This window comes from Halomonas sp. HP20-15, from assembly GCF_033446685.1.
In the GTDB taxonomy this organism is placed as follows: Bacteria; Pseudomonadota; Gammaproteobacteria; order Pseudomonadales; family Halomonadaceae; genus Modicisalibacter.
Genome location: NZ_JAWQLY010000010.1, coordinates 68,359 through 87,183 on the forward strand (window position 1 = coordinate 68,359; position 18,825 = coordinate 87,183).

Genomic DNA, 18,825 nt, shown 5'->3' on the forward strand with positions numbered 1-18,825 from the left:
CTCGCTCATACGGCGTTAAATATTATCTCAAAAGACTCATTTACAGCTGTAAGCTCCGATTTTTCGGCAATATTTGCCTTGTCTGGCCTTTGCTCGCCGAGCTTCAGGTACGAGCTTGCTCGCCGTTCAGCGTGGCGATGAGCTTGCGCGACCCGCCGTGATCGCGGTGCTCGCCCAGCCAGATACCTTGCCAGGTACCCAGTGCCAGCCGCCCCTTGTGGACCGCGATCGTCAGCTGCGTGCCGAACAGGCTGGCGCCGATGTGCGCGGGCATGTCGTCGGGACCCTCGGCGGTATGGCGAAAATAGGGCAGGTCGCCGGGGGCGAGATCGCGCAGGAAGGCATCCATGTCGTGGCGCACGTCGGGGTCGGCGTTCTCGTTGAGGGTCAGCGACGCCGAGGTATGCAGCAACTGCAGATGCAGCAGCCCGACAGTGCACTCGCCGAGACGCGGCAGGGCGTCGACGACGTCGTCGGTGATTAGGTGAAAGCCGCGAGGCCGCGGCTCGAGGGTGATCCGTTGCTGGTCCCACATGGACATCTCCTTGTCTTGGACAGCCGGGGCCGATAAACCGACTCAGGGAGGCACCTCGGCGCGCAGGGTCCGGTGACTCGACAGTATCAGACCCGACACGACCGTCATCAACCATCTCGGCATCGTCGTCTCCATGGGGCCCGGCCCGCTATTCTGCGATCGCGCGCCGCATCGCGGCGACCATGTCCGCGAGCCGACCGGTGCCCCGGATGTCCGGCGTGCGGGTGGCCGGATCGGCGAGGGCGGCATGAATGCCGGTCGCCATCAACTCGGCGGCTTCGCGTGCCGGGGCGATGTCGTGGCGCTGCCCCAGCCACTCGAGCAGCATGCGGGTGGACTCGATCATTGCGTAGGGGTTGGCCAGGCCGGTACCGGCGATGTCCGGCGCCGAACCGTGGGTCGCTTGCGCCATGGCGATGTTGCCGCGGCCGATGCATAGTCCTGGCGCCATGCCCAGCCCGCCGACCAGCCCAGCCGCTTCGTCGGTGAGGATGTCGCCGAACATGTTGGTGGTCACCACCACATCGTACTGTTGGGGATGACGGATCAGCCGCATGGCGAAAGTATCGACGATCGCCTCGTCGACCTCGACGTCCGGAAAGGCCTCGGCGGCCCGGTAGCACTCCTCGACGAACATGCCGCATCCCAGCTTGAACACGGTGTTCTTGTGCACGATGGTCAGCTTCTTGCGTCGCGACCGGGCGAGCGCCAGGGCGGCTTCGGCGACCTTGCGGCTGCCCTCGCGAGTGATCACGCGCACCGAGATCGTGGTGTCGTGGGTTGGGCGGAACTCGCCCGAGCCGGCGACGACGTTGCGATCGGGCTGAAAGCCTTCGTTGTTTTCGCGCACGATGATCAGGTCGATATCGTCGTAGATGCAGCCGATATCGGGAAAGGAGCGGGTCGGGCGCACATTGGCGAACAGATCGAAGGTCTTGCGCAAGATCGGATGGGGATTGATCGCACCTTCGACTTTTGGATACTCGCGGTGCCCTATCGGCCCGAGGATGAAACCGTCGAGTCGCGCCAGCGTGTCGAGCGTGCCGTCAGGCATGGTGGTGCCGTACTCGTCCAGTGCCTTGCGGCCGATCGGCATGGGCCGCCAGTCGACGCGCAAGCCGCTACGCTCGGCAGCGGCCTGGGCCAGTTCGACGGCGGCAGGAACGATTTCGTGGCCGATATCGTCGCCGTTGAGCACGCCTAGAGTGAGGTGGGGGGTAGCCATAAGATCTCCCTGCATTGATGGGCGTTGTCGGATTCGAGACTGAATACTGGCCTATTGCCTGGAAGCGCCCGGCGCACAAGCTCGGGCCAGCGCCCCGACATCGTCCATGGCGGCGATTTGCCAGGCCGCCCGGATCAAGGCTTCACAGGCCTGTTCGCCGATCACGGCGGCGGCCTGGTCGCGGAACTTGGCCTCGATCTGGGCATCGCTCAATGGGCGCTCACGCGAGCCGATCGCCCGATCGATATGCTTCTCGATACGCCGGCCATCCTCGAGGGTGACGGCGATGGTGACCGAAGCCTCGTTACAGGCGGGGTCGGTGGTCACGTGGATGGTGCGACGCATATCGATGAGTGCGCGGTCGTTGACTGCCTCGTCGGTGAAGGCGGTGGGCGAGCCGTCGCCACGCAGCAGGGCGCTGGCAGCAGCATGAAAGACACTGAACTTGCCTTCGAGGCCGGTGCGGGGCTCGGTCTTGCCGGTGAGCTCGAGCACCAGCGGATGGGCGGTCAGTTCGACCTTGGCGATGCGGCCGACATCATCGCCCAACTCGTTTCTGAGCTGGATGCAGCCGTCGATCGTGGGATGGATGACGATCCCGCAGGCAAACGGTTTGTAGGAGTTCAGTGCGGCTTCCCAGTGAGTGCCCAGGCCGTCCAGGATCTCGCCATAGTCCTGCTTGTCGGACATGACGTTGGCGAAACCTCGCGGCGCCTCGATGGCACGTTCCGAGGAGTCGAAGCCCGCCTGGGCGAGAAAGGCGGCGAAGGCGCCGTTCTGGGCCGCCCGTCCGGGGTGGAAGCTCTTGCACATGGTGCCGAACATCTCGCGAAAGCCCGACGATTGCGTCGCGGCGATACCCAGTGCCCAGGTCGTTGCCTGGGCGTCGAGGCCGAGCAGGCGGCTCGTTGCGGCGGCTGCGCCGAACACCCCGGCGGTCCCGGTGATGTGCCAGCCACGGTCGTAATGGTCCGGATAGACCGCATTGCCAATGCGGCACTCCGTCTCGACGCCGATAATCAAGGCGTCGAGGAAGGCGGCTCCACTCACGGGGCGTGTCTCGGCAATTGCGAGCAGGGCGGACGCAACAGGACCGGCCGGATGGATGATCGTCTTCAAGTGGGTGTCGTCATAATCGAGGACATGCGAGCTGATGCCGTTGAGCAGAGCGGCATGCAGCGGATCGAGGCGCTCGCTACGACCCAGCACGCTGGATTCGGGGGAGCCGGAGAATGGCGCGACGGCGGCAAGGGCGCAATCGACCGTCTCGTGCGTGGCACCACCGATGGCGCAGCCCAGCCAGTTGACGAAAGTGCGTACAGCTTCGGTGCGAATCTCCTCGGGAATGTCATTCGACCGGCAGTCGACGATCCATTCCGCCAGGGCACGTGTGACATCGTTTCTCTGGGACATCGCTTATCTCCTAACTGAAATTGAAAACTGTAAACAATGTATTTCAATTGAAATTGGCTTGTGATTGCTGTGATAGCCCGGTTTGTCGGGCTACAATGGCTCTAACGTCAGATATTTATTTGACGACTGTTGACAGAATAAAGTGTCATTTCCGTCAACACCGTGGCGCGATGGGCCGCCATGGCACCCCAAACATGAGCCAAGGCTAATGACAATGGCCGACAAAGACATCGACTCCTCCGGTTTCCTGCGCGCTCAATCGCTGACCAGCATGGCGCAGCGTGAAATCGAACGCTTGGTCATCGAGGGACATTACTCGCCGGGCGAAAGAATCAACGAGAATGCCCTGGCCACGCGCCTCGGCATCAGTCGGGGGCCGGTGAGGGAGGCCTGCCGCGCCCTGGCGGCGCAGGGGCTCGTCCAGTTGATCCCCAACCGCGGCGTATTCATTCGGGTGATCACCGAAGAGGATGCAAAGTCCGTCTATGAGGTGCGTGCCGGTCTGTTCGGTTACTGCGGCATGCTGCTGGCGGCTCGTATCACCAAGCTTCAACTGGATCACCTGGAACTGCTGGTCGAGCAGATGGAGGCGGCAGCCAATGCCAACGACTTCGACCGGTACTACCCGGCGAACCTGACCTTTCACGACTTCCTGATTTCTTCCTCTGGCAACGAGCGATTGGTCAAGACCTATCACGATCTCGTTCGCCAATTGCATCTCTTCCGCACGCGCGGCCTGGTCTCGGGGGACGGCATGAAGGCTTCCAACCGGGAACATCGCGAGATCGTCGCAGGGCTCGCCTCGCGGGATGCCCAGCGTGCGTTCAACGCCATGCACGATCATGTGTTGGCCGGGCGAGACCGCGCCATGAGCGCGCTGGCCCGAGTTGGTTCGTAAGGCACGGCCGGCCGGCAATGGTGGTTGGGGCATGTCTCGCCTCCTGACGCATTCGAAGATCGTCCCGTGACGTTCGCCGGCCTGGGCCGGCGGTTCATTCCGGGTCATGGGGTCGTCGGGCGGCGCTTGTCGAGCAGACGCTTGATGACCGGCTTGAGGAACGGGCTGGACAGGCTCATGGCCGTCATGATGAAGAAAAGATTGCAGACCGGGCTGTCGAAGAAGCGCAGCCAGTCGCTGTTGAAGATGATCATCGACTGCGACCAGTTCTTCTCGATCAAGTCGCCGAGCACCAATCCCATCACGAAGGGCGCCGGCCCGAAGCCGTGGCGCAGGGCGAAGAAGCCCACCAGACCGGCGATCAGCATGACCCAGACGTCGAACATCTGCTGCTGATAGGCATAGGCCCCCACCACCGCGAAGCAGAATACCGACGGCCAGAGAAACGTCCGGGGGATCAGTGTGATCATGGAAAACACCTTGGCCCCCAAGAGGCCGACGAACAGAAAAGCGAAGTTGGCGATCAGCATGGCCGTGAAAATGGCATAGAGGATCTCCGGGTTCTCGCGCATGAGAAACGGGCCGGGGCGGAACCCGTGCATGATCAGAGCGGCGAGAATGACCGCGGTGGTACCGCTTCCGGGAATCCCCAGCGCTAGCGTCGGTACCATCGCGCCGCTGGTACCCGCATTGTTGGCGGCTTCCGGGCCCGCCACGCCTTCGATCGATCCTTTGCCGAACTCTTCGGGATGCTTCGACCAGCGTTTGGCCTCGTTGTAACCCATGATCGCGGCAACTGTCGTGCCCTCGGCGGGCAGGATGCCGATGATCGTACCAATACCCGTCGAGCGAAGAATGGTCGCCCAGATCTGTCGTAGATCTTTCCGGCTGGGCAGTCGCAATGCCACCGAGCGAATGCGTTCCATGACTTCATCGCCGGCCTGGGATTGCCTGAGCATTTCGGCGATGGCGAAGATGCCGATCAGTACGGGAACGAAATCGATGCCTTCGTAGAGCACCGAGGTACCGAAGGTGAAACGCTCAATTCCGGTAACCATATGGATGCCAACGGTACTCACCAGCACCCCGAAGAAGCCGGCGATCAAGTTGCGCAGTGAGGACTTGCCGCTGATCGAAGCCAGCATGGAGAGCCCGAACAGCGTCAGGGCGAAATACTCCTGGGGGCGAAAGCTAAGCGCGACCGATGCCAGCAGCGGCGCGGCTGCAATGAAGATGAAGAGACTCAGAATGCCGCCGCAGACGCTGGCGATAGCTGCCACACCCAGCGCGCGACCCGCCTCGCCGCGCTGGGCGAGAGGGTAGCCATCGAGTGCGGTGGCCACCGCCGGTGGCGCGCCGGGAGCATTGATCAGGATCGCCGTGATCGAGCCGCCAAAGGTCCCAGCGCAGTAAAGAGCCGCCATCATGGCGATCGCCACGACCGGCTCGAGCCCCAGTGTGAAGGGCAGAAGCAAGGCAACCGCCATGGTCGAGCTGAGACCGGGCAGGGCGCCGACGATCACCCCGAGCAGCACGGAAACGAGGATGAGGAGAATACTGGTTGGCGTCAGGATCAATTGGACGCCGGTCAAGACTGCATCGATGTTCAAGGGTGCTTTCCCCCGAGTCGAGTGATGAATTCAGCCGTTCTTCGCGCTTGTCGGCTCGTAGACCATGGTCAGCGAAAAATATGGCCGAGGATGCCCGGTAGGAACGTCACCTGCAGCCCGCTGGCGAATAACCAGAACAGCGCCGTTGGGAACAGCAGGGCATAGGGCACCAGGATCTTCCAGCGACGTTCGCCCCACAGCATGGGCAATGCCACAGCGGCGAGGACTAGACCGATATAGGTCCCCAACCAGGGCATGACGCCGACCACGGTCAAGAGCACCACGGCGGTGATGAAGACGATGGGTTTGGGACGTTCGCGTCGATCGCTGTCGATATCGATGCCCTGCTTGCGTTTTTGCAGGTGTTCGAAGGGCAATAACAGGGCCAGGGCGACGATCAGATAGAGCAGCAGCCTGGGAAATGTGCCGGGTTGAACGTTCTGCGCGAGCGAGGCAGGGACCTGGTCGAAGAGATAGGTTCGCCAGACCAGAAACGCGCAGATGGCCAGGACGATCAAGGCGACGACTCGATCCACCGGGTGAAGAAGCGAGGAGGCGGGGCGATGCCCCGCTTTCTCGCCAGCACGGCGTGCCGACGGATGTCTCATTTCAGGGTCCTCTGGATGACTCGCTTACTTTTCGGTTAGACCGAGTTTGCGCATGGTTTTAAGCGAGGTCTGATACTCCTCCTTGATCTGCTGGTCCCATACATCGCTGCCGGCGATGTTCTTTTCGGGATCCAGGCCGTTATTCTTGAGATAGTTCTGGAACCGCTCGCTCTTCATGGCGGTGAGAATCCAGTTCTCGATCTTGTCGACCATCTCCGGTGGCGTGTCGGCATGAACGTAGTAACCGCGGGTGGTGGAAACAGTAACATCGTCGCCCTTCTCGGCTGCGGTGGGTACGTCGGGGAGATCCTTGACGCGCTCACCAGCCAGGACTGCCAGCGCCCGGAGGTCGCCTTCCTTGATCTGATCCAGAGATTCGCTGACGTTGGCGATCGTCGCATCGACCGCGCCGGAGCGTAGCCCGGTGACCATGTCGCCGCCACCGCCGAACGGCACGACTCTGACCTTGGCGCCGGCAGCTTCGGCCCAGCGTTCGATACCGATGTGCTCGGTGCCGCCGACCTGCGCCACGCCCCAAGTGAGCGGTTCTTCCTGCGAAGCCTTGAGCAGTTCTTCGTAGTTCTTGTAGGGGCTGTCCTCGCGAACCACGATCACCGAAGGGTCGTCCATGGCCCGCGCCACGCCCTTGAGGTCATCGATCTCGAGCGGCGAGTTGCCGCGAGCGATGGTGTACAGGTGGGTCTGTGTCAAGGCCATGATGGTATGGCAGTCGGGCCCGCGTTTCTTGAAGTATTCGTGGGCGGCACGCGCGCCACCGCCCAGCTTGTAGACCACGGTGACATTCTCGTCGATCTCGGCCGCGGCAGCGTCCATCCACATGCGCATTGTGGTGTCGGTGCCGCCGCCAGCGGATGAGTGGGAAACGAGTTCGATCGTCTTGGTCGGCCACTGTTCGGGGTCGCAGGGGTTTTCCTGGGCCAGTGAACTGAGAGGCGCGACTAGGGCAGCGGCCATCAGGCCGGCCCGCAACAGGCGACCGTTCGGTGCGGATGCGGTAGTGAGCTTGGGGATCATGTAAGCCTTCCTTCCTTTTTATGGCGTCTTGTCATCGAAATGGGCTCGGATTCTCAAAGTTGTTGTTCTTCGACTCGTGCGGCACTTCTAGGGCGTCTTCGCCCTGCTTACGGGTATCAGTGTTCGTATCTAAACTGAAAACTGTCAACAAAAAAGCCGGTATTCTTCTTAGCCTTTGGTCGAATTGGTGCGCTTCATGTTGAGCGAAACCGCGCCCGGCTCCCTTTATAAACCTATTTAGTTAGATGAATTAATGAGCTTTTTAATGAGGGATGGCTCGTCCTTGGCAGCGATTGATCGCGTGCCGCTTCATGCGGGCGAACTCTCGATTTGACATAATCGTTAACAGTTTTCAATACTGAGGCGTGGCCGAACCCACAGCCTGCAAGGGTGAGCCATCTGACCGAATTCCATCCCATCGGTGAGAGGGCTTCGGTACGGCAGACGGATTTCCTCCCCGCCTCGGGTGTGATCAGTCGGAGAACGACAACAATGAAAATCAAGGACATCAGGGCGAGCTTGCACACCACCTCCATCGAAATTCCGCTGCTGAGCGGCAAGGTGGCCGGCTATGGTCGCGAAGAGCAGAAGCTGTTTGTCTTCTGCGAGGTGGAGACCGACGAAGGCATCGTCGGCTATGGCCTGACCGGGCATTTTCTCGCTCATGCCGTGGTCGTTGCCCTGGAGAAGCACTTTCTGCCCGTGGTCAGGGACATGGATCCTGGCGATGTCGAGGCCATTCATCAGCGCGTAGCCGCCAAGCTCAACCCGCGTGCGATGACCGGTACGGTCTCCATGGCGCTGTCCTGCCTGGACATCGCCCTCTGGGATATCCAGGGCAAGCAGGCGGGCCGCACGGTCGCCCGTTTGCTGGGCGGCTGCCGCGAACGGGTTCCCGCCTACGTCACCTTCGGCTTTCCCCAGTACGATCGCGACCAGTTGGCCGAGGCGGCCCGGTTGCATGTCGAAGGCGGCTTTCGGGCGCTCAAGACGGTCGTGGGGGTCGACAAGGGCGGCTGGCGCGAGGATGCCGCCCGGGTGAGGGCGATCCGCGAGGCGGTAGGCGACGACATCGACCTGATGATGGACGCCAATTATCTATTCAGTCCGGTGGAGGCCAAGCTGCTGTGCCGCGCCGTCGAGGAGTGCAACATTACCTGGTTCGAGGAACCGCTCTATCAGAACGATGCGCGGGCACTGGCCGATCTGCGCCAATCGACGCGAATCCCGCTCGCCGCCGGCCAGATGGAAGGCCACCGCTGGCGCCTGCGCGAGCTGGTCGAGCATCAGGCAATCGATATCCTTCAGCCCAACTGCACCTATTGCGGCGGCTATACCGAGGCGCGCAAGGCCGCGCACCTGGCTCAGACCTACAACCTGCCGATCGCCAATGGCGGCGGCTGGCCGCTGTTCAACATGCACACCATGGCGGGGCTGGCGAACGGTTGGCTGGTCGAATGGCACCTGGGCATGGTCTCGGTCGGCGAAACCATCTTCGTCGATCCTCCGCGTCCCGAGAACGGCATTCTCAGCATTCCCGATCGCCCGGGCCTGGGGCTCGAGGTCGACCGCGACGGCTTGAAGGATACCCGCGTCACGGAGTGAAGCAGCATTCGACAACCGCAGTGGCTGGGGAGATTCCTATGAAGATCGTCGAAATTCGCGATGCCGTCGTGCCGATCGCCTCCGACATCCGCAACGCCTTTATCGATTTCAGCAAGATGAACGCCAGTGTCGTCGCCGTGATCACCGATGTGATGCGCGACGGCAAGCCGGTGGTGGGCTACGGCTTCAATTCCAACGGGCGCTACGCTGCCAGCGGGTTGCTGCGAGAACGCTTCATGCCCCGTCTGCGCTCGGCCGAGCCCGAGTCGCTGATCAACGATGCCGGTGACAACCTGGATCCGGCGCGTATCTGGGCGCAGCTGATGGCTAACGAAAAACCTGGTGGCCATGGGGAGCGTTCCGTCGCTGTGGGCGTCATCGACATGGCCGTGTGGGATGCTGTCGCCAAGATCGCCGATGTTCCATTATACCGTTATCTTGCCAATGCCTATCGCGGCGGCGAGGCCGATGAACGGGTCTTCGTCTATGCCGCAGGCGGCTACTACTATCCGGGCAAGGCGCTTGTCCATCTACAACGAGAGATGCGCAGCTACCTCGAACGTGGCTACACCATGGTCAAGATGAAGATCGGTGGCGCCTCGCTCGACGAAGACCTGGCTCGCATCGAAGCGGCACTCGAGGTGGTCGGCGAAGGGCGGTGCCTGGCGGTCGATGCCAATGGCCGCTTCGACCTGAAGACCGCATTGCGCTATGCCGAGGCGCTCGAGCCCTATGGCTTGGCCTGGTACGAGGAGGCCGGTGACCCGCTTGACTACGCCCTGCAGGCGACGCTCGGCGAGACTTATGCCGGGCCGATGGCCACCGGCGAGAACCTGTTCTCCTGCCAGGACGCCCGCAACCTCATCCGCCATGGCGGGATGCGGGCGGACCGAGACGTCCTGCAGTTCGACTGTGCCTTGAGCTACGGTCTGGTGGAGTATCGGCGAACGCTGGCGATGCTCGCCCAGCATGGCTGGAGCGCGCGCCGGGTCATCCCGCATGGCGGTCACCAGATGTCTTTGAACATCGCCGCCGGTCTGGGCCTGGGCGGCAACGAATCGTATCCGGACGTCTTTCAACCCTTTGGCGGCTTCGCCGACGACACGCCGGTCGAAGACGGTTACGTCGCTTTGCTGCAGGTGCCCGGTATCGGCTTCGAGGCGAAGGCCGAGTTGCTGCGCACGATGCGCGAGGTCACCGAAACCTGAGCGAGACACGGCGTGCCGGCACTCGGCACTTCCTTTAAATCTCGACGCGCTGCCTTGCAGGCGTCTATCAGCGTGGCGTCAGACGACGACAAGGAGAGAGCATGGCCGATAAGCGGAAAGCCACCATCGAGAAGTTCACCCCCGACATCGACTCCCGGCGTGGCGAAGGCCTGACACGCGAGGTCGCTGCATTCATTCTGGGAACCGAGTACACCGACCTGCCCGACGATCTGCTCGCTATCGGCAAGAAATCCATCCTGGATGGTTTCGGGCTGGCCCTGTCGGGTTCGGTGGCGGAGTCCGGGCGGATCGTCCAGGCCTATCTCAAGCGCTTGGGCGGCGTTGGCCAGGCCAGTGTCATCGGCACCGACATGCGCGTTCCGGAGCGCTTCGCGGCGTTCGCCAACGGCGTGGGCATTCATGCCGACGACTTCGACGATACCCAGCTGGCGGTGGGGCCGGATCGCGTCTACGGTCTGCTGACCCATCCCACCGCACCGTGCCTGCCGGCCGCGCTGGCGGTCGCCGAGGTTCACGATCTGTCCGGGCGCGAGCTGATGCTGGCCTATCATCTCGGGGTGGAGGTCGAGACCAAGATCGCCGAGGCGATCTCGCCGCGCCATTATCAGCATGGCTTCCATGCCACGGCGACCTGCGGCACCTTCGCCGCTGCCGCCGCGGCCGGGCGTCTGCAGGGGCTCGATGAGCCGACGTTGCTGCGTGCGCTGGCCATAGCCGCCAGCCAATCGGCCGGCCTGCGCGAAAACTTCGGCACCATGACCAAGCCTTTCCACGCCGGCCGTTCGTCGGAATCGGGTGTCGTCGCGGTGGATTTCGCCCAGTCCGGGTGGAGCGCCACCGACAAGATTCTCGAGTCGCCGCGCGGCTTCTTCCAGGCTCACGGTGGCGGCTACCTGCTCGAGGCGATCTCCGGCAAGCTGGGCCGCCCCTGGACCTTCATCGAGCCCGGCGTCTCGATCAAGCCCAACCCCTCGGGATCGCTGACCCACCCGGGCATGACCCGCATGCTCGAGCTGATCCTCGAGCATGACATCAAGCCCGGCGATGTCGACCGGGTAAACGTGGGAACCAACCACAACATGCCCAATGCGCTGATTCACCATCGCCCGGTCAACGAGCTACAGGCCAAGTTCTCGATGGAGTTCTGCATGGCGATCCTGCTGCTCGAGCGGCGCGGCGGCTTGCCGGAGTTCACCGATGAAGTGGTCAATCGCAGCGACGTCCAGGAAATGCTCGGACGCGTTCACTTCGGCGTGCATCCCGAAGCGGAGGCTGCCGGCTACGACAAGATGACCACCATCATCGACATCCATCTCAAGGACGGGCAGACGATCTCGGGACGCGCCGATTTTGGCAAGGGCAGTCCCGCCAACCCGATGAGCTACGACGAGGTGGCCGACAAGTTCCGCGGCTGTGCCGAGTTCGCCGGCTGGGACGCGAGCAAGACAGAATCGCTGATCGAGACGGTGCGCCATCTCGAGGATCTAGCATCGGTCCGTGAATTGACGCGCTGGCTCAGCGCGTAACGCCCGGGTGCCGGCCAACGCCGGCACTCTCACCTTGTTTGGCAGGGAAACGCACGCCATGTCGAATCAATGGACGCCCGATCTGCGCGGCGAATGCGCCATCATCACCGGCGGAACGCGCAACATCGGGCTGGCAATAGCAGGTGCGCTGCATGCTTGCGGCGCCGGCGTCTGTCTCGTCGGCGCCTCGGATCATCAGGCGCTGGCCGATGCGCTTAAGGCGCTCGGTGGGGAGAGTGATCGGGTTACCGGTCTGCTCGCCTCGGTGGCCGAGGAAATATCGGTCGATGGCATCTTCACTCACGCCGAGAAACGGCTTGGCGCGGTTTCGATCCTCGTCAACGGCGCCGCGGAACGCCCCCACAGTCCATTCCTGTCGATCTCCCGGCAGGAATGGGACGCCGTTGTCGGGGTCATTCTCACGGGTGCGTTCTTGACTTCGCAGCGGCTATTCCGAAACCTGCCCGAGGCGCGTCAGGGGGCGATCGTCAATCTGGGCGGACTCAGCGCACATCGGCCGGCCGTCGAGCGTCCTCACGTCATCGCCGCCAAGGCCGGGCTGGTGGGGCTGACCCGGGCGCTGGCCGAGGAGGGGCTGGGACGGGTACGCGTCAATTGCGTGGTGCCCGGCGCGATCGATACCGCGCGCAAGCCCGGTCAGTCGGTACCGCATCAGGTCGAGAAAGGCCCATATCGAGCGCTGGGCACCAGCGAAACCGTGGCTCGGGCAGTGTTGCCGTTCGCCGATCCGCGGGAGAGCTATGTCACCGGGCAGACGCTGCACGTCAACGGCGGTCGGTTCATGCCGTGATGAGCAAGGGCCATGTTTTCACGGCGCTGGTCATTGCCGCTGCGGCAGCCACCGGTCATGCGGCGAACCTCGCTGGAATACCGCTGCCGTGGATCCTCGGCCCGATGCTGGTCAGCGCGGTTGCCGCGCTGAGCGGTCTGGGCGTTCCCGAATCGCTGACGGTGCGGCGTGGCGCCCAGGTCGTCGTGGGCACCTCGGTCGGCCACGGCTTTACCGCGGCTGTGCTGCTCTCGCTGGCCTGGCAGGTGCCGTGGATGGTGCTGTTCGCGCTCTGGTCGCTATGCATCGCGGCGGTCTGCTCGCTGCTGCTGGCACGCTGGGGCGGCCTGGATCGGCGCACCGCGTTGCTCGCCAACCTGCCCGGCGGGGTCGCCGAGATGGCCTTTCTGGGCGACGATAGCCAATCGCGCGGGGCGAGCACGGCGATTTCATTGATCCAGGCGATGCGCGTCACCTCGCTGGTGATTCTGTTGCCGTTGTTGCTGAGCCTGTTCCTCGACGGTTCGGGCGGTGCCGGCACGGCGGCGGGCGGTGCCGAGCTGGGCGCTGAAACGCTGTTGATCCTGGCGATCGGTTTCGCAGCCGGCTGGTGCATGAATCGCGTGGGGATTCAGAACGCCTTCATCGTCGGTGCGCTACTGGTCTCGGTCGTCGACACGCTGACCGGGGCGCTGGGCGGCAGGGTGCCGCAATGGCTATTCATCGTTGCCCAGATCGCCATCGGCCTGACCCTGGGGGCGCGTTTCAAGCGCGAAGAGATCGCCCGCCTGCCGCGAATCCTGGCTGTCGGGCTGGGCGTTTCGCTGATCACTTCCACGCTGATCATTCTCTCGGCCTGGTCGATCGCGAGCCCCCTGGATATCCCGTTGTCGATAATGACGCTGGCCGGCTCGCCGGGTGGTATCGCCGAGATGATGATCACGGCGACGTCGTTGGGGTTGGGCGTGGCCGAAGTGGTGGCGTTCCAGATGGTGCGGATCATCGTCGTCAACCTGTCGGCCTCGCCAGTGGCCCGTCTATGGCTGCGGGTGACCTCTTGAAGGGTCGGCACCGGCGTGGACCGGGCTGGGTGTTGCTCCTATGCTGTGGCTGAGTTATCGGCTCCCCGAGGGTTTTATTTTTCTTGTCAGAGATCAGAGGTTGCCATGAGCGAGACCCGTATCGAACGCGACAGCATGGGCGAGCTGGAAGTGCCTGCCGACGCACTGTATGGCGCGCAGACCCAGCGCGCCGTGAATAACTTTCCGGTCAGCGGACAGCCGATGCCGGTGGCCTTCATCGCCGCGGTGGCGCGGATCAAGCAGGCCGCCGCCGAGGTCAATCGCGACCTCGAGCTGCTCGACTCGCCGCGCGCCGAGGCGATCATCGCCGCCGCCCAGCAGTTGATCGATGGCGAGCATGCCGACCAGTTCCCCATCGACGTCTTCCAGACCGGTTCGGGCACCTCGACCAACATGAACGTCAACGAGGTGATCTCGCACCTGGCGTCGCAGGAGGGGCTCGAGGTCGGCCCCAACGACCACGTCAACATGGGCCAGTCGAGCAACGACGTGATCCCCACGGCGATCCACCTGTCCGCTGCCTTGAGCGTCAAGGAGCGGCTGCTGCCGTCGCTGGAGTACCTGAAGGCGACGATCGAGCGCAAGGCCGGCGAACTCGATGGCGTGGTCAAGACCGGGCGCACGCACCTGATGGACGCCATGCCGGTGCGCATGAGCCAGGAACTCGGCGGCTGGGCGAGCCAGGTGGGGCAGGCCATCGAACGCCTGCAGAGCGGCCAGCAGCGGCTCTCGCGGCTGGCACAGGGCGGCACGGCGGTGGGTACCGGGGTCAACGCCCATCCCGAATTCGCCGACCGCATGGCCAAGGTACTGAGTCGGCAGACCGGCCTGGAGCTGCGCCCCAACGACAGCTTCTTCGCCAGTCTGGGCTCGCAGGATGCCGCGGTCGAGCTTTCGGGGCATCTGCGCACCTACGCCTGCACGGTGATGAAGATCAGCAATGACCTGCGCTGGATGAACTCGGGGCCGCTGGCCGGGCTCGGCGAGATCGAGCTCGAGGCGTTGCAGCCGGGCAGCTCGATCATGCCCGGCAAGGTCAATCCGGTGATTCCCGAATCCGCCGCCCAGGTCGCGGCCCAGGTGATCGGCCTGGATAGCGCGATCGGCGTCGCCGGTCAGAGCGGCAACTTCCAGCTCAACGTCATGCTGCCGCTGATCGCCAACAACCTGCTGACCTCGTTGACGTTGATGACCAATATCAGTCGCTTGCTCGCCGATCGCGCCATAGCCACATTCAACGTGCGCCGCGACAACATCGACGCGCCGTTGTCGCGCAATCCGATCCTGGTCACCGCGCTGAACTCGGTGATCGGTTACAACGCCGCTGCCGCGGTGGCCAAGAAGGCCTACCAGGCCGGGCGGCCGATCCTCGACGTCGCCGAGGAGGAGACCGATCTGGCGCGTGACGAACTCGAACGCCTGCTCGACCCGGCCAAGCTCACCGAGGGCGGCATCCCCGGCTGACCGATATGCGACGCGCCGGCAACCGCTTGGCGCCATTGGGAGAACAAAAAAGCCGGCGCTCAGCGCCGGCTTTTTTGGGGCTCGCAATCGGATTCACGCTTGTTTGGTGGCCTCACCGTCGCCTTCCTCGCGGGCCTCGGCGATGGTTTCCGCGGCCTGTCGACGTTCTTCGCGATCGGCCTCGGGAGAGTCGTTCTCGTCGGCGCGGGCCGGGCGGTAGCAGAGCGTGGCGAGGATCGGAAAATGATCGGAGCCGAAACTCTTGAGCCGGCGCATGCCGCCCAACGTGAAGTGCTCGCTGACGAAGATATGGTCGAGCGGCCAGCGCAGCAGGAAATGGTCGGCGTGGAAGGTGCTGAACATGCCACGCCCGCGGCGCGGATCGAGCATGCCGCTGACGCGACAGAAGAGCCGGGTGGTACGCGACCAGGCGACGTCGTTGAGATCGCCGAACAGCAGGGTCGGTTGCTCGTGCTGGTGGATGCCCTTGGCGACCAGCAGCAGTTCGGCGTCGCGCCAAAGCGACTCCTCGCTTTCGCTGGGCGCCGGCGGGCGCGGATGTACGGCATGAATGCGGATCCTGATGCCGCACTCCATGCGCAACCAGGCATGAATCGAGGGGATATCGCTCTGGATCAGCCACTTGACGTCGACATCCTCGAGCGGCTCGCGCGAAAACAGATGCATGCCGTAAAGATTGTCGAGCGGCACCTTGACGCTGTGCGGCCAGTCGGCTTGAAGCGAACGGGTCAGCTGCTCGCCCCACCATTCGTCGGACTCGAGTGTCAGCACCAGATTGGGCTGGGCCGCGTGGATCTGCTTGAGCAGATCCTGAGCGTTGCGATTGGGCGTCAGCACGTTGGCGACCAGCACGGTCAGGTAGCGCCACTCGCCGTCGGCATTGGCATCGGCGACCTTCTTCGTCGCCAGCGGCGTCCAGGGGCGAATGTGCGTCCCTTGAACGAGGACTACCACGGCGCTGGCGGCGATCGCCCACCAGCGCCACTCGGCGCTGCCGAACAGCCAGAGCAGCAGGCCTACGGCCAGCGCCAGGCTGGCAATCTGCAGCCGCGGGAAGTCGAAGCCACGCACCCACCAGTAGCGCAGGCGCAAGAAGGGAACCAGGGTGGCAACCAGCAGTAATGCAGCCGCGATGCTCAGGCCGATGTCGATCATGCTTACTCCAGGGACAGGAGGGGCAAGCCGCTCATCGTCAGCCGGGCAAGACCCGGCGCCCGAGGCGTCGGTCGGCTAGATCGTGAGCGGTCAGAAAATGCGCCCACTAATAACATGAACGGCAAGCGCGGCGTAAGCGTCGCGCCCGAATCGGACGATTCATGGCGTACCCGCGCCGATCAATCGACCACGGCACGCGCCGTCTGTTGATGCTGCCCGAGATAGCCGGCGAGCCGCTCGCGCTGCGCGTTGTCGAGGCGTAGGTAACGCTTGGTGCGCCGCCACAGGATATCGTCGGCGTCACGCGCCCATTCGTGTTCGATCAGGTAATCGACCTCGCGCTGTGACAGGCCGCCGCCGAAATCCTGGCCCAGCGCCTCGCTGCTGGTGCAACCCTGGAGGAAGCGCAGGCAGAGCGTGCCATAGCTGCTGGCGAAGCGCCGCGCGCGGGCTTCGCCGAGAAACGGGTAGTCGCGCAATAGTCGAGCCTGGAAGGCCGCCTGGCTGTCGATATCGCCGCCGGGCAAGCGTGCCTCGGCCGTCCATGCCGGCCGCATGGCGGGAAACAGCGGGGCGAGCGTCTTGAGGGCGGTTTCGGCGAGCTTGCGGTAGGTGGTGATCTTGCCGCCGAACACGGAGAGCAGCGGGGCGCCCTGACGGTCCAGGTCGAGCGTGTAGTCGCGGGTCATCGCCGCCGGATCGGTGGATTCGTCATCGCACAGCGGGCGTACCCCGGAGAACGTGGTGACCACGTCGTCGCGGGTCAGCGGCGTACGGAAGTGCGCGTTGACCACCTCGAGCAGATAGTCGATCTCGTCGTCGCTGGCCCGGATGCCGGCGGGATCGCCCCGGTAACGCACGTCGGTGGTGCCGATCAGGCTGAAGTCCTGCTCGTAGGGCAGCACGAAGACGATGCGACCGTCGCGGTTCTGCAGGATGTAGGCGCGCTCGTCGGCGTTGATGCGTGGCACCACCACGTGGCTGCCCTGAATCATGCGAATGCCATAGCGTGAGCGGTGCGAGGTGCGTTCGCTGATGAAACGTTCGACCCATGGGCCGGCCGCGTTGACCAGCACCCGGGCGCGGCGCTCGAAGCGTCGTCCGCCAGGCTGCTCCTCGAGCACCAGCCGCCAATGGCCGTCTTCATCATGGGCTTCGACGCAGCGCGTGCGGACCAGGATCTCGGCGCCGTTGTCGCGGGCCTGCAGGGCGTTGAGCACTACCAGCCGGGCATCGTCGACCCAGCAATCGGAATACTCGAAACCGTGGGTGATCTCTGCGCGCAGCGGGTTGGCGTCGGCGAAGCGCAAGCCCTTCGAGCCCGGCAGGCTGTCGCGCTTGCCCAGATGGTCATAGAGGAACAGTCCGGCGCGAACCATCCACGTCGGGCGCAGGTGCGGCTGATGGGGCAGGATGAAGCGCAGCGGCCAGATGATGTGCGGGGCTTTCCTGAGCAGGACTTCGCGCTCGCGCAGGGCCTCGCGAACCAACCGAAACTCGTAGTACTCGAGATAGCGCAGGCCGCCGTGGATCAGCTTGCTACTCGCCGAGGAAGTCGCCTGGGCCAGGTCGGCCTGCTCGCAAAGGGATACCGAAAGGCCGCGACCGGCGGCATCGTTGGCGATTCCCGTACCGTTGATGCCCCCACCGACGACGAATAGATCGAGTAGCGGTGGGGTTGATGACGTTGCGCCCATGTCGGCTCCTTCGGGACACCCCGAGTGCGATAATGAAAACGATGGGCTTCATTATCGGCGATATTTTCGATTATGAAAACACCGTGGGCGCAAACGAACATCATCGCGACTGCTGAACCGGTCCCCTATCGTCTTCGAGCGGGCAGGCAATGGCCGGTTCTTCGGCGATATGCAGGGCGACGTCGTGGGTCTCGATCAACTGCATCAGCCGTTCGGGCGGCTGGCGGTCGGTGAACAGGGCATCGATCTGAGCGATGTTGCCCTGACGTACCACGGCGTTGCGGTGGAACTTGGAATGATCGGCGAGCAGCATCACCTGGCGCGAGTTGTGGATGATCGCCTGGGCGACGCGCACTTCCTGGTAGTCGAACTCCAGCAGCGAGCCGTCATCGTCGATACCGCTGATGCCGATGATGCCGTAGTCGACCTTGAACTGGTTGATGAAGTCGATCGTCGCCTCGCCGATGATGCCACCATCCCGCGAGCGCACCTGGCCGCCGGCGACGATGACGTTGAAGTCCTCCTGGTGCTGGAGGATGGCCGCGACGTTGAGATTGTTGGTGATGACTTCCAGGCCGTGATGGTCGCACAGCGCCTCGGCGAAGATCTCGTTGGTGGTGCCGATGTTGATGAACAGCGAGGTGTTGTCGGGAATCTGTCGGGCCAGCAGGCGTGCGATGCGCTGCTTGGCGTCGAGGTTAAGGGTCTTGCGCGTCTGATAGGCGGTGTTGACGGTGCTCGATTCGAGCCCGGCGCCGCCGTGGACGCGGCGAACCCGGCCCTCGTTGGCCAGCAGGTTGAGGTCGCGACGAATGGTCTGCGGGGTGACCCCGAAATCGCCGGCCAGTTGCTCGATGGAGGCGTAACCCTGGCGCTTGACGAGGGCGATGATGGCGTCGTGGCGGTTGCGCTGGATCATTAAGCGTTCCGTG

At 63.7% G+C, this 18,825-nt stretch carries 16 protein-coding genes; 7 read left to right on the top strand and 9 right to left on the bottom strand.

Translation table 11 applies throughout. The features are described 5' to 3' along the window. Nucleotides 1-103 precede the first annotated feature (103 nt). The 3 genes from R6258_RS13945 to R6258_RS13955 form a co-directional block, all read right to left on the bottom strand. Nucleotides 104-535, bottom strand: a complete 432-nt coding sequence (locus R6258_RS13945; RefSeq protein WP_318451289.1) for a secondary thiamine-phosphate synthase enzyme YjbQ — start codon at nucleotides 533-535, stop codon at nucleotides 104-106. Between the two features lie 148 nt (nucleotides 536-683). Further along, nucleotides 684-1,760, bottom strand: coding sequence for an isocitrate/isopropylmalate dehydrogenase family protein (locus R6258_RS13950; RefSeq protein WP_318451291.1), 1,077 nt, complete (start codon nucleotides 1,758-1,760; stop codon nucleotides 684-686). Nucleotides 1,761-1,811: 51 nt separating this feature from the next. Continuing rightward, a complete protein-coding gene (locus tag R6258_RS13955; protein ID WP_318451293.1) occupies nucleotides 1,812-3,173 on the bottom strand; it encodes an MmgE/PrpD family protein in 1,362 nt (453 codons plus the stop codon). Between the two features lie 214 nt (nucleotides 3,174-3,387). Here R6258_RS13955 and R6258_RS13960 point away from each other — a divergent pair, with 214 nt between their 5' ends. Continuing rightward, nucleotides 3,388-4,071 (top strand): FCD domain-containing protein, encoded by a 684-nt coding sequence (locus R6258_RS13960; protein ID WP_318451295.1) that lies wholly within the window; start codon nucleotides 3,388-3,390, stop codon nucleotides 4,069-4,071. Between the two features lie 104 nt (nucleotides 4,072-4,175). On the opposite strand, the gene R6258_RS13965 is transcribed toward R6258_RS13960, so the two are convergent. From R6258_RS13965 to R6258_RS13975, 3 genes are all read right to left on the bottom strand, one after another. Continuing rightward, nucleotides 4,176-5,681: a tripartite tricarboxylate transporter permease gene (locus R6258_RS13965; RefSeq protein WP_318451301.1), complete on the bottom strand. Its 1,506-nt coding sequence runs from the start codon at nucleotides 5,679-5,681 to the stop codon at nucleotides 4,176-4,178. Nucleotides 5,682-5,749: 68 nt separating this feature from the next. After that, nucleotides 5,750-6,289 (bottom strand): tripartite tricarboxylate transporter TctB family protein, encoded by a 540-nt coding sequence (locus tag R6258_RS13970; RefSeq protein WP_318451306.1) that lies wholly within the window; start codon nucleotides 6,287-6,289, stop codon nucleotides 5,750-5,752. Between the two features lie 24 nt (nucleotides 6,290-6,313). Next, a complete protein-coding gene (locus tag R6258_RS13975; RefSeq protein ID WP_318451309.1) occupies nucleotides 6,314-7,324 on the bottom strand; it encodes a tripartite tricarboxylate transporter substrate binding protein in 1,011 nt (336 codons plus the stop codon). Between the two features lie 492 nt (nucleotides 7,325-7,816). Between R6258_RS13975 and R6258_RS13980 the strand changes: the two genes are divergently transcribed. From R6258_RS13980 to R6258_RS14005, 6 genes are all read left to right on the top strand, one after another. Beyond that, nucleotides 7,817-8,929 carry a mandelate racemase/muconate lactonizing enzyme family protein gene (locus R6258_RS13980; protein WP_318451311.1) on the top strand — a complete coding sequence of 371 codons (1,113 nt, stop codon included), beginning with the start codon at nucleotides 7,817-7,819 and terminating at the stop codon, nucleotides 8,927-8,929. A gap of 38 nt (nucleotides 8,930-8,967) precedes the next feature. After that, nucleotides 8,968-10,137 carry a mandelate racemase/muconate lactonizing enzyme family protein gene (locus tag R6258_RS13985; RefSeq protein ID WP_318451313.1) on the top strand — a complete coding sequence of 390 codons (1,170 nt, stop codon included), beginning with the start codon at nucleotides 8,968-8,970 and terminating at the stop codon, nucleotides 10,135-10,137. Between the two features lie 101 nt (nucleotides 10,138-10,238). Further along, nucleotides 10,239-11,684 carry an MmgE/PrpD family protein gene (locus R6258_RS13990; RefSeq protein WP_318451315.1) on the top strand — a complete coding sequence of 482 codons (1,446 nt, stop codon included), beginning with the start codon at nucleotides 10,239-10,241 and terminating at the stop codon, nucleotides 11,682-11,684. Between the two features lie 58 nt (nucleotides 11,685-11,742). Continuing rightward, the gene (locus tag R6258_RS13995) at nucleotides 11,743-12,495 is read left to right on the top strand and encodes an SDR family NAD(P)-dependent oxidoreductase (RefSeq protein ID WP_318451317.1); all 753 of its coding nucleotides are present in this window, start codon (nucleotides 11,743-11,745) and stop codon (nucleotides 12,493-12,495) included. Continuing rightward, entirely contained in the window at nucleotides 12,495-13,535 is a 1,041-nt protein-coding gene (locus tag R6258_RS14000) for an AbrB family transcriptional regulator (RefSeq protein WP_318451319.1), read from the top strand. The genes R6258_RS13995 and R6258_RS14000 overlap by 1 nt, the downstream gene beginning before the upstream one ends. A gap of 105 nt (nucleotides 13,536-13,640) precedes the next feature. Further along, nucleotides 13,641-15,020, top strand: coding sequence for a class II fumarate hydratase (locus tag R6258_RS14005; RefSeq protein ID WP_318451321.1), 1,380 nt, complete (start codon nucleotides 13,641-13,643; stop codon nucleotides 15,018-15,020). 93 nt (nucleotides 15,021-15,113) lie between these two features. On the opposite strand, the gene R6258_RS14010 is transcribed toward R6258_RS14005, so the two are convergent. From R6258_RS14010 to R6258_RS14020, 3 genes are all read right to left on the bottom strand, one after another. Then, nucleotides 15,114-16,196, bottom strand: a complete 1,083-nt coding sequence (locus tag R6258_RS14010) for an endonuclease/exonuclease/phosphatase family protein (protein WP_318451323.1) — start codon at nucleotides 16,194-16,196, stop codon at nucleotides 15,114-15,116. 179 nt (nucleotides 16,197-16,375) lie between these two features. Next, complete coding sequence (gene glpD / locus R6258_RS14015) at nucleotides 16,376-17,893, bottom strand: glycerol-3-phosphate dehydrogenase (RefSeq protein WP_318451325.1); 1,518 nt, start codon at nucleotides 17,891-17,893, stop codon at nucleotides 16,376-16,378. 100 nt (nucleotides 17,894-17,993) lie between these two features. Then, entirely contained in the window at nucleotides 17,994-18,812 is an 819-nt protein-coding gene (locus R6258_RS14020) for a DeoR/GlpR family transcriptional regulator (RefSeq protein WP_318451327.1), read from the bottom strand. Between the last annotated feature and the right edge of the window lie 13 nt (nucleotides 18,813-18,825).

Excerpts from the sequence above, each read along its gene's own strand:
- R6258_RS13945 (WP_318451289.1), bottom strand. The coding sequence starts at position 535 with ATGTGGGACCAGCAACGGATCACCCTCGAGCCGCGGCCTCGCGGCTTT.
- R6258_RS13950 (WP_318451291.1), bottom strand. The coding sequence starts at position 1,760 with ATGGCTACCCCCCACCTCACTCTAGGCGTGCTCAACGGCGACGATATC.
- R6258_RS13955 (WP_318451293.1), bottom strand. The coding sequence starts at position 3,173 with ATGTCCCAGAGAAACGATGTCACACGTGCCCTGGCGGAATGGATCGTC.
- R6258_RS13960 (WP_318451295.1), top strand. The coding sequence starts at position 3,388 with ATGGCCGACAAAGACATCGACTCCTCCGGTTTCCTGCGCGCTCAATCG.
- R6258_RS13970 (WP_318451306.1), bottom strand. The coding sequence starts at position 6,289 with ATGAGACATCCGTCGGCACGCCGTGCTGGCGAGAAAGCGGGGCATCGC.
- R6258_RS13975 (WP_318451309.1), bottom strand. The coding sequence starts at position 7,324 with ATGATCCCCAAGCTCACTACCGCATCCGCACCGAACGGTCGCCTGTTG.
- R6258_RS13980 (WP_318451311.1), top strand. The coding sequence starts at position 7,817 with ATGAAAATCAAGGACATCAGGGCGAGCTTGCACACCACCTCCATCGAA.
- R6258_RS13985 (WP_318451313.1), top strand. The coding sequence starts at position 8,968 with ATGAAGATCGTCGAAATTCGCGATGCCGTCGTGCCGATCGCCTCCGAC.
- R6258_RS13990 (WP_318451315.1), top strand. The coding sequence starts at position 10,239 with ATGGCCGATAAGCGGAAAGCCACCATCGAGAAGTTCACCCCCGACATC.
- R6258_RS13995 (WP_318451317.1), top strand. The coding sequence starts at position 11,743 with ATGTCGAATCAATGGACGCCCGATCTGCGCGGCGAATGCGCCATCATC.
- R6258_RS14000 (WP_318451319.1), top strand. The coding sequence starts at position 12,495 with ATGAGCAAGGGCCATGTTTTCACGGCGCTGGTCATTGCCGCTGCGGCA.
- R6258_RS14005 (WP_318451321.1), top strand. The coding sequence starts at position 13,641 with ATGAGCGAGACCCGTATCGAACGCGACAGCATGGGCGAGCTGGAAGTG.
- R6258_RS14010 (WP_318451323.1), bottom strand. The coding sequence starts at position 16,196 with ATGATCGACATCGGCCTGAGCATCGCGGCTGCATTACTGCTGGTTGCC.
- glpD (WP_318451325.1), bottom strand. The coding sequence starts at position 17,893 with ATGGGCGCAACGTCATCAACCCCACCGCTACTCGATCTATTCGTCGTC.
- R6258_RS14020 (WP_318451327.1), bottom strand. The coding sequence starts at position 18,812 with ATGATCCAGCGCAACCGCCACGACGCCATCATCGCCCTCGTCAAGCGC.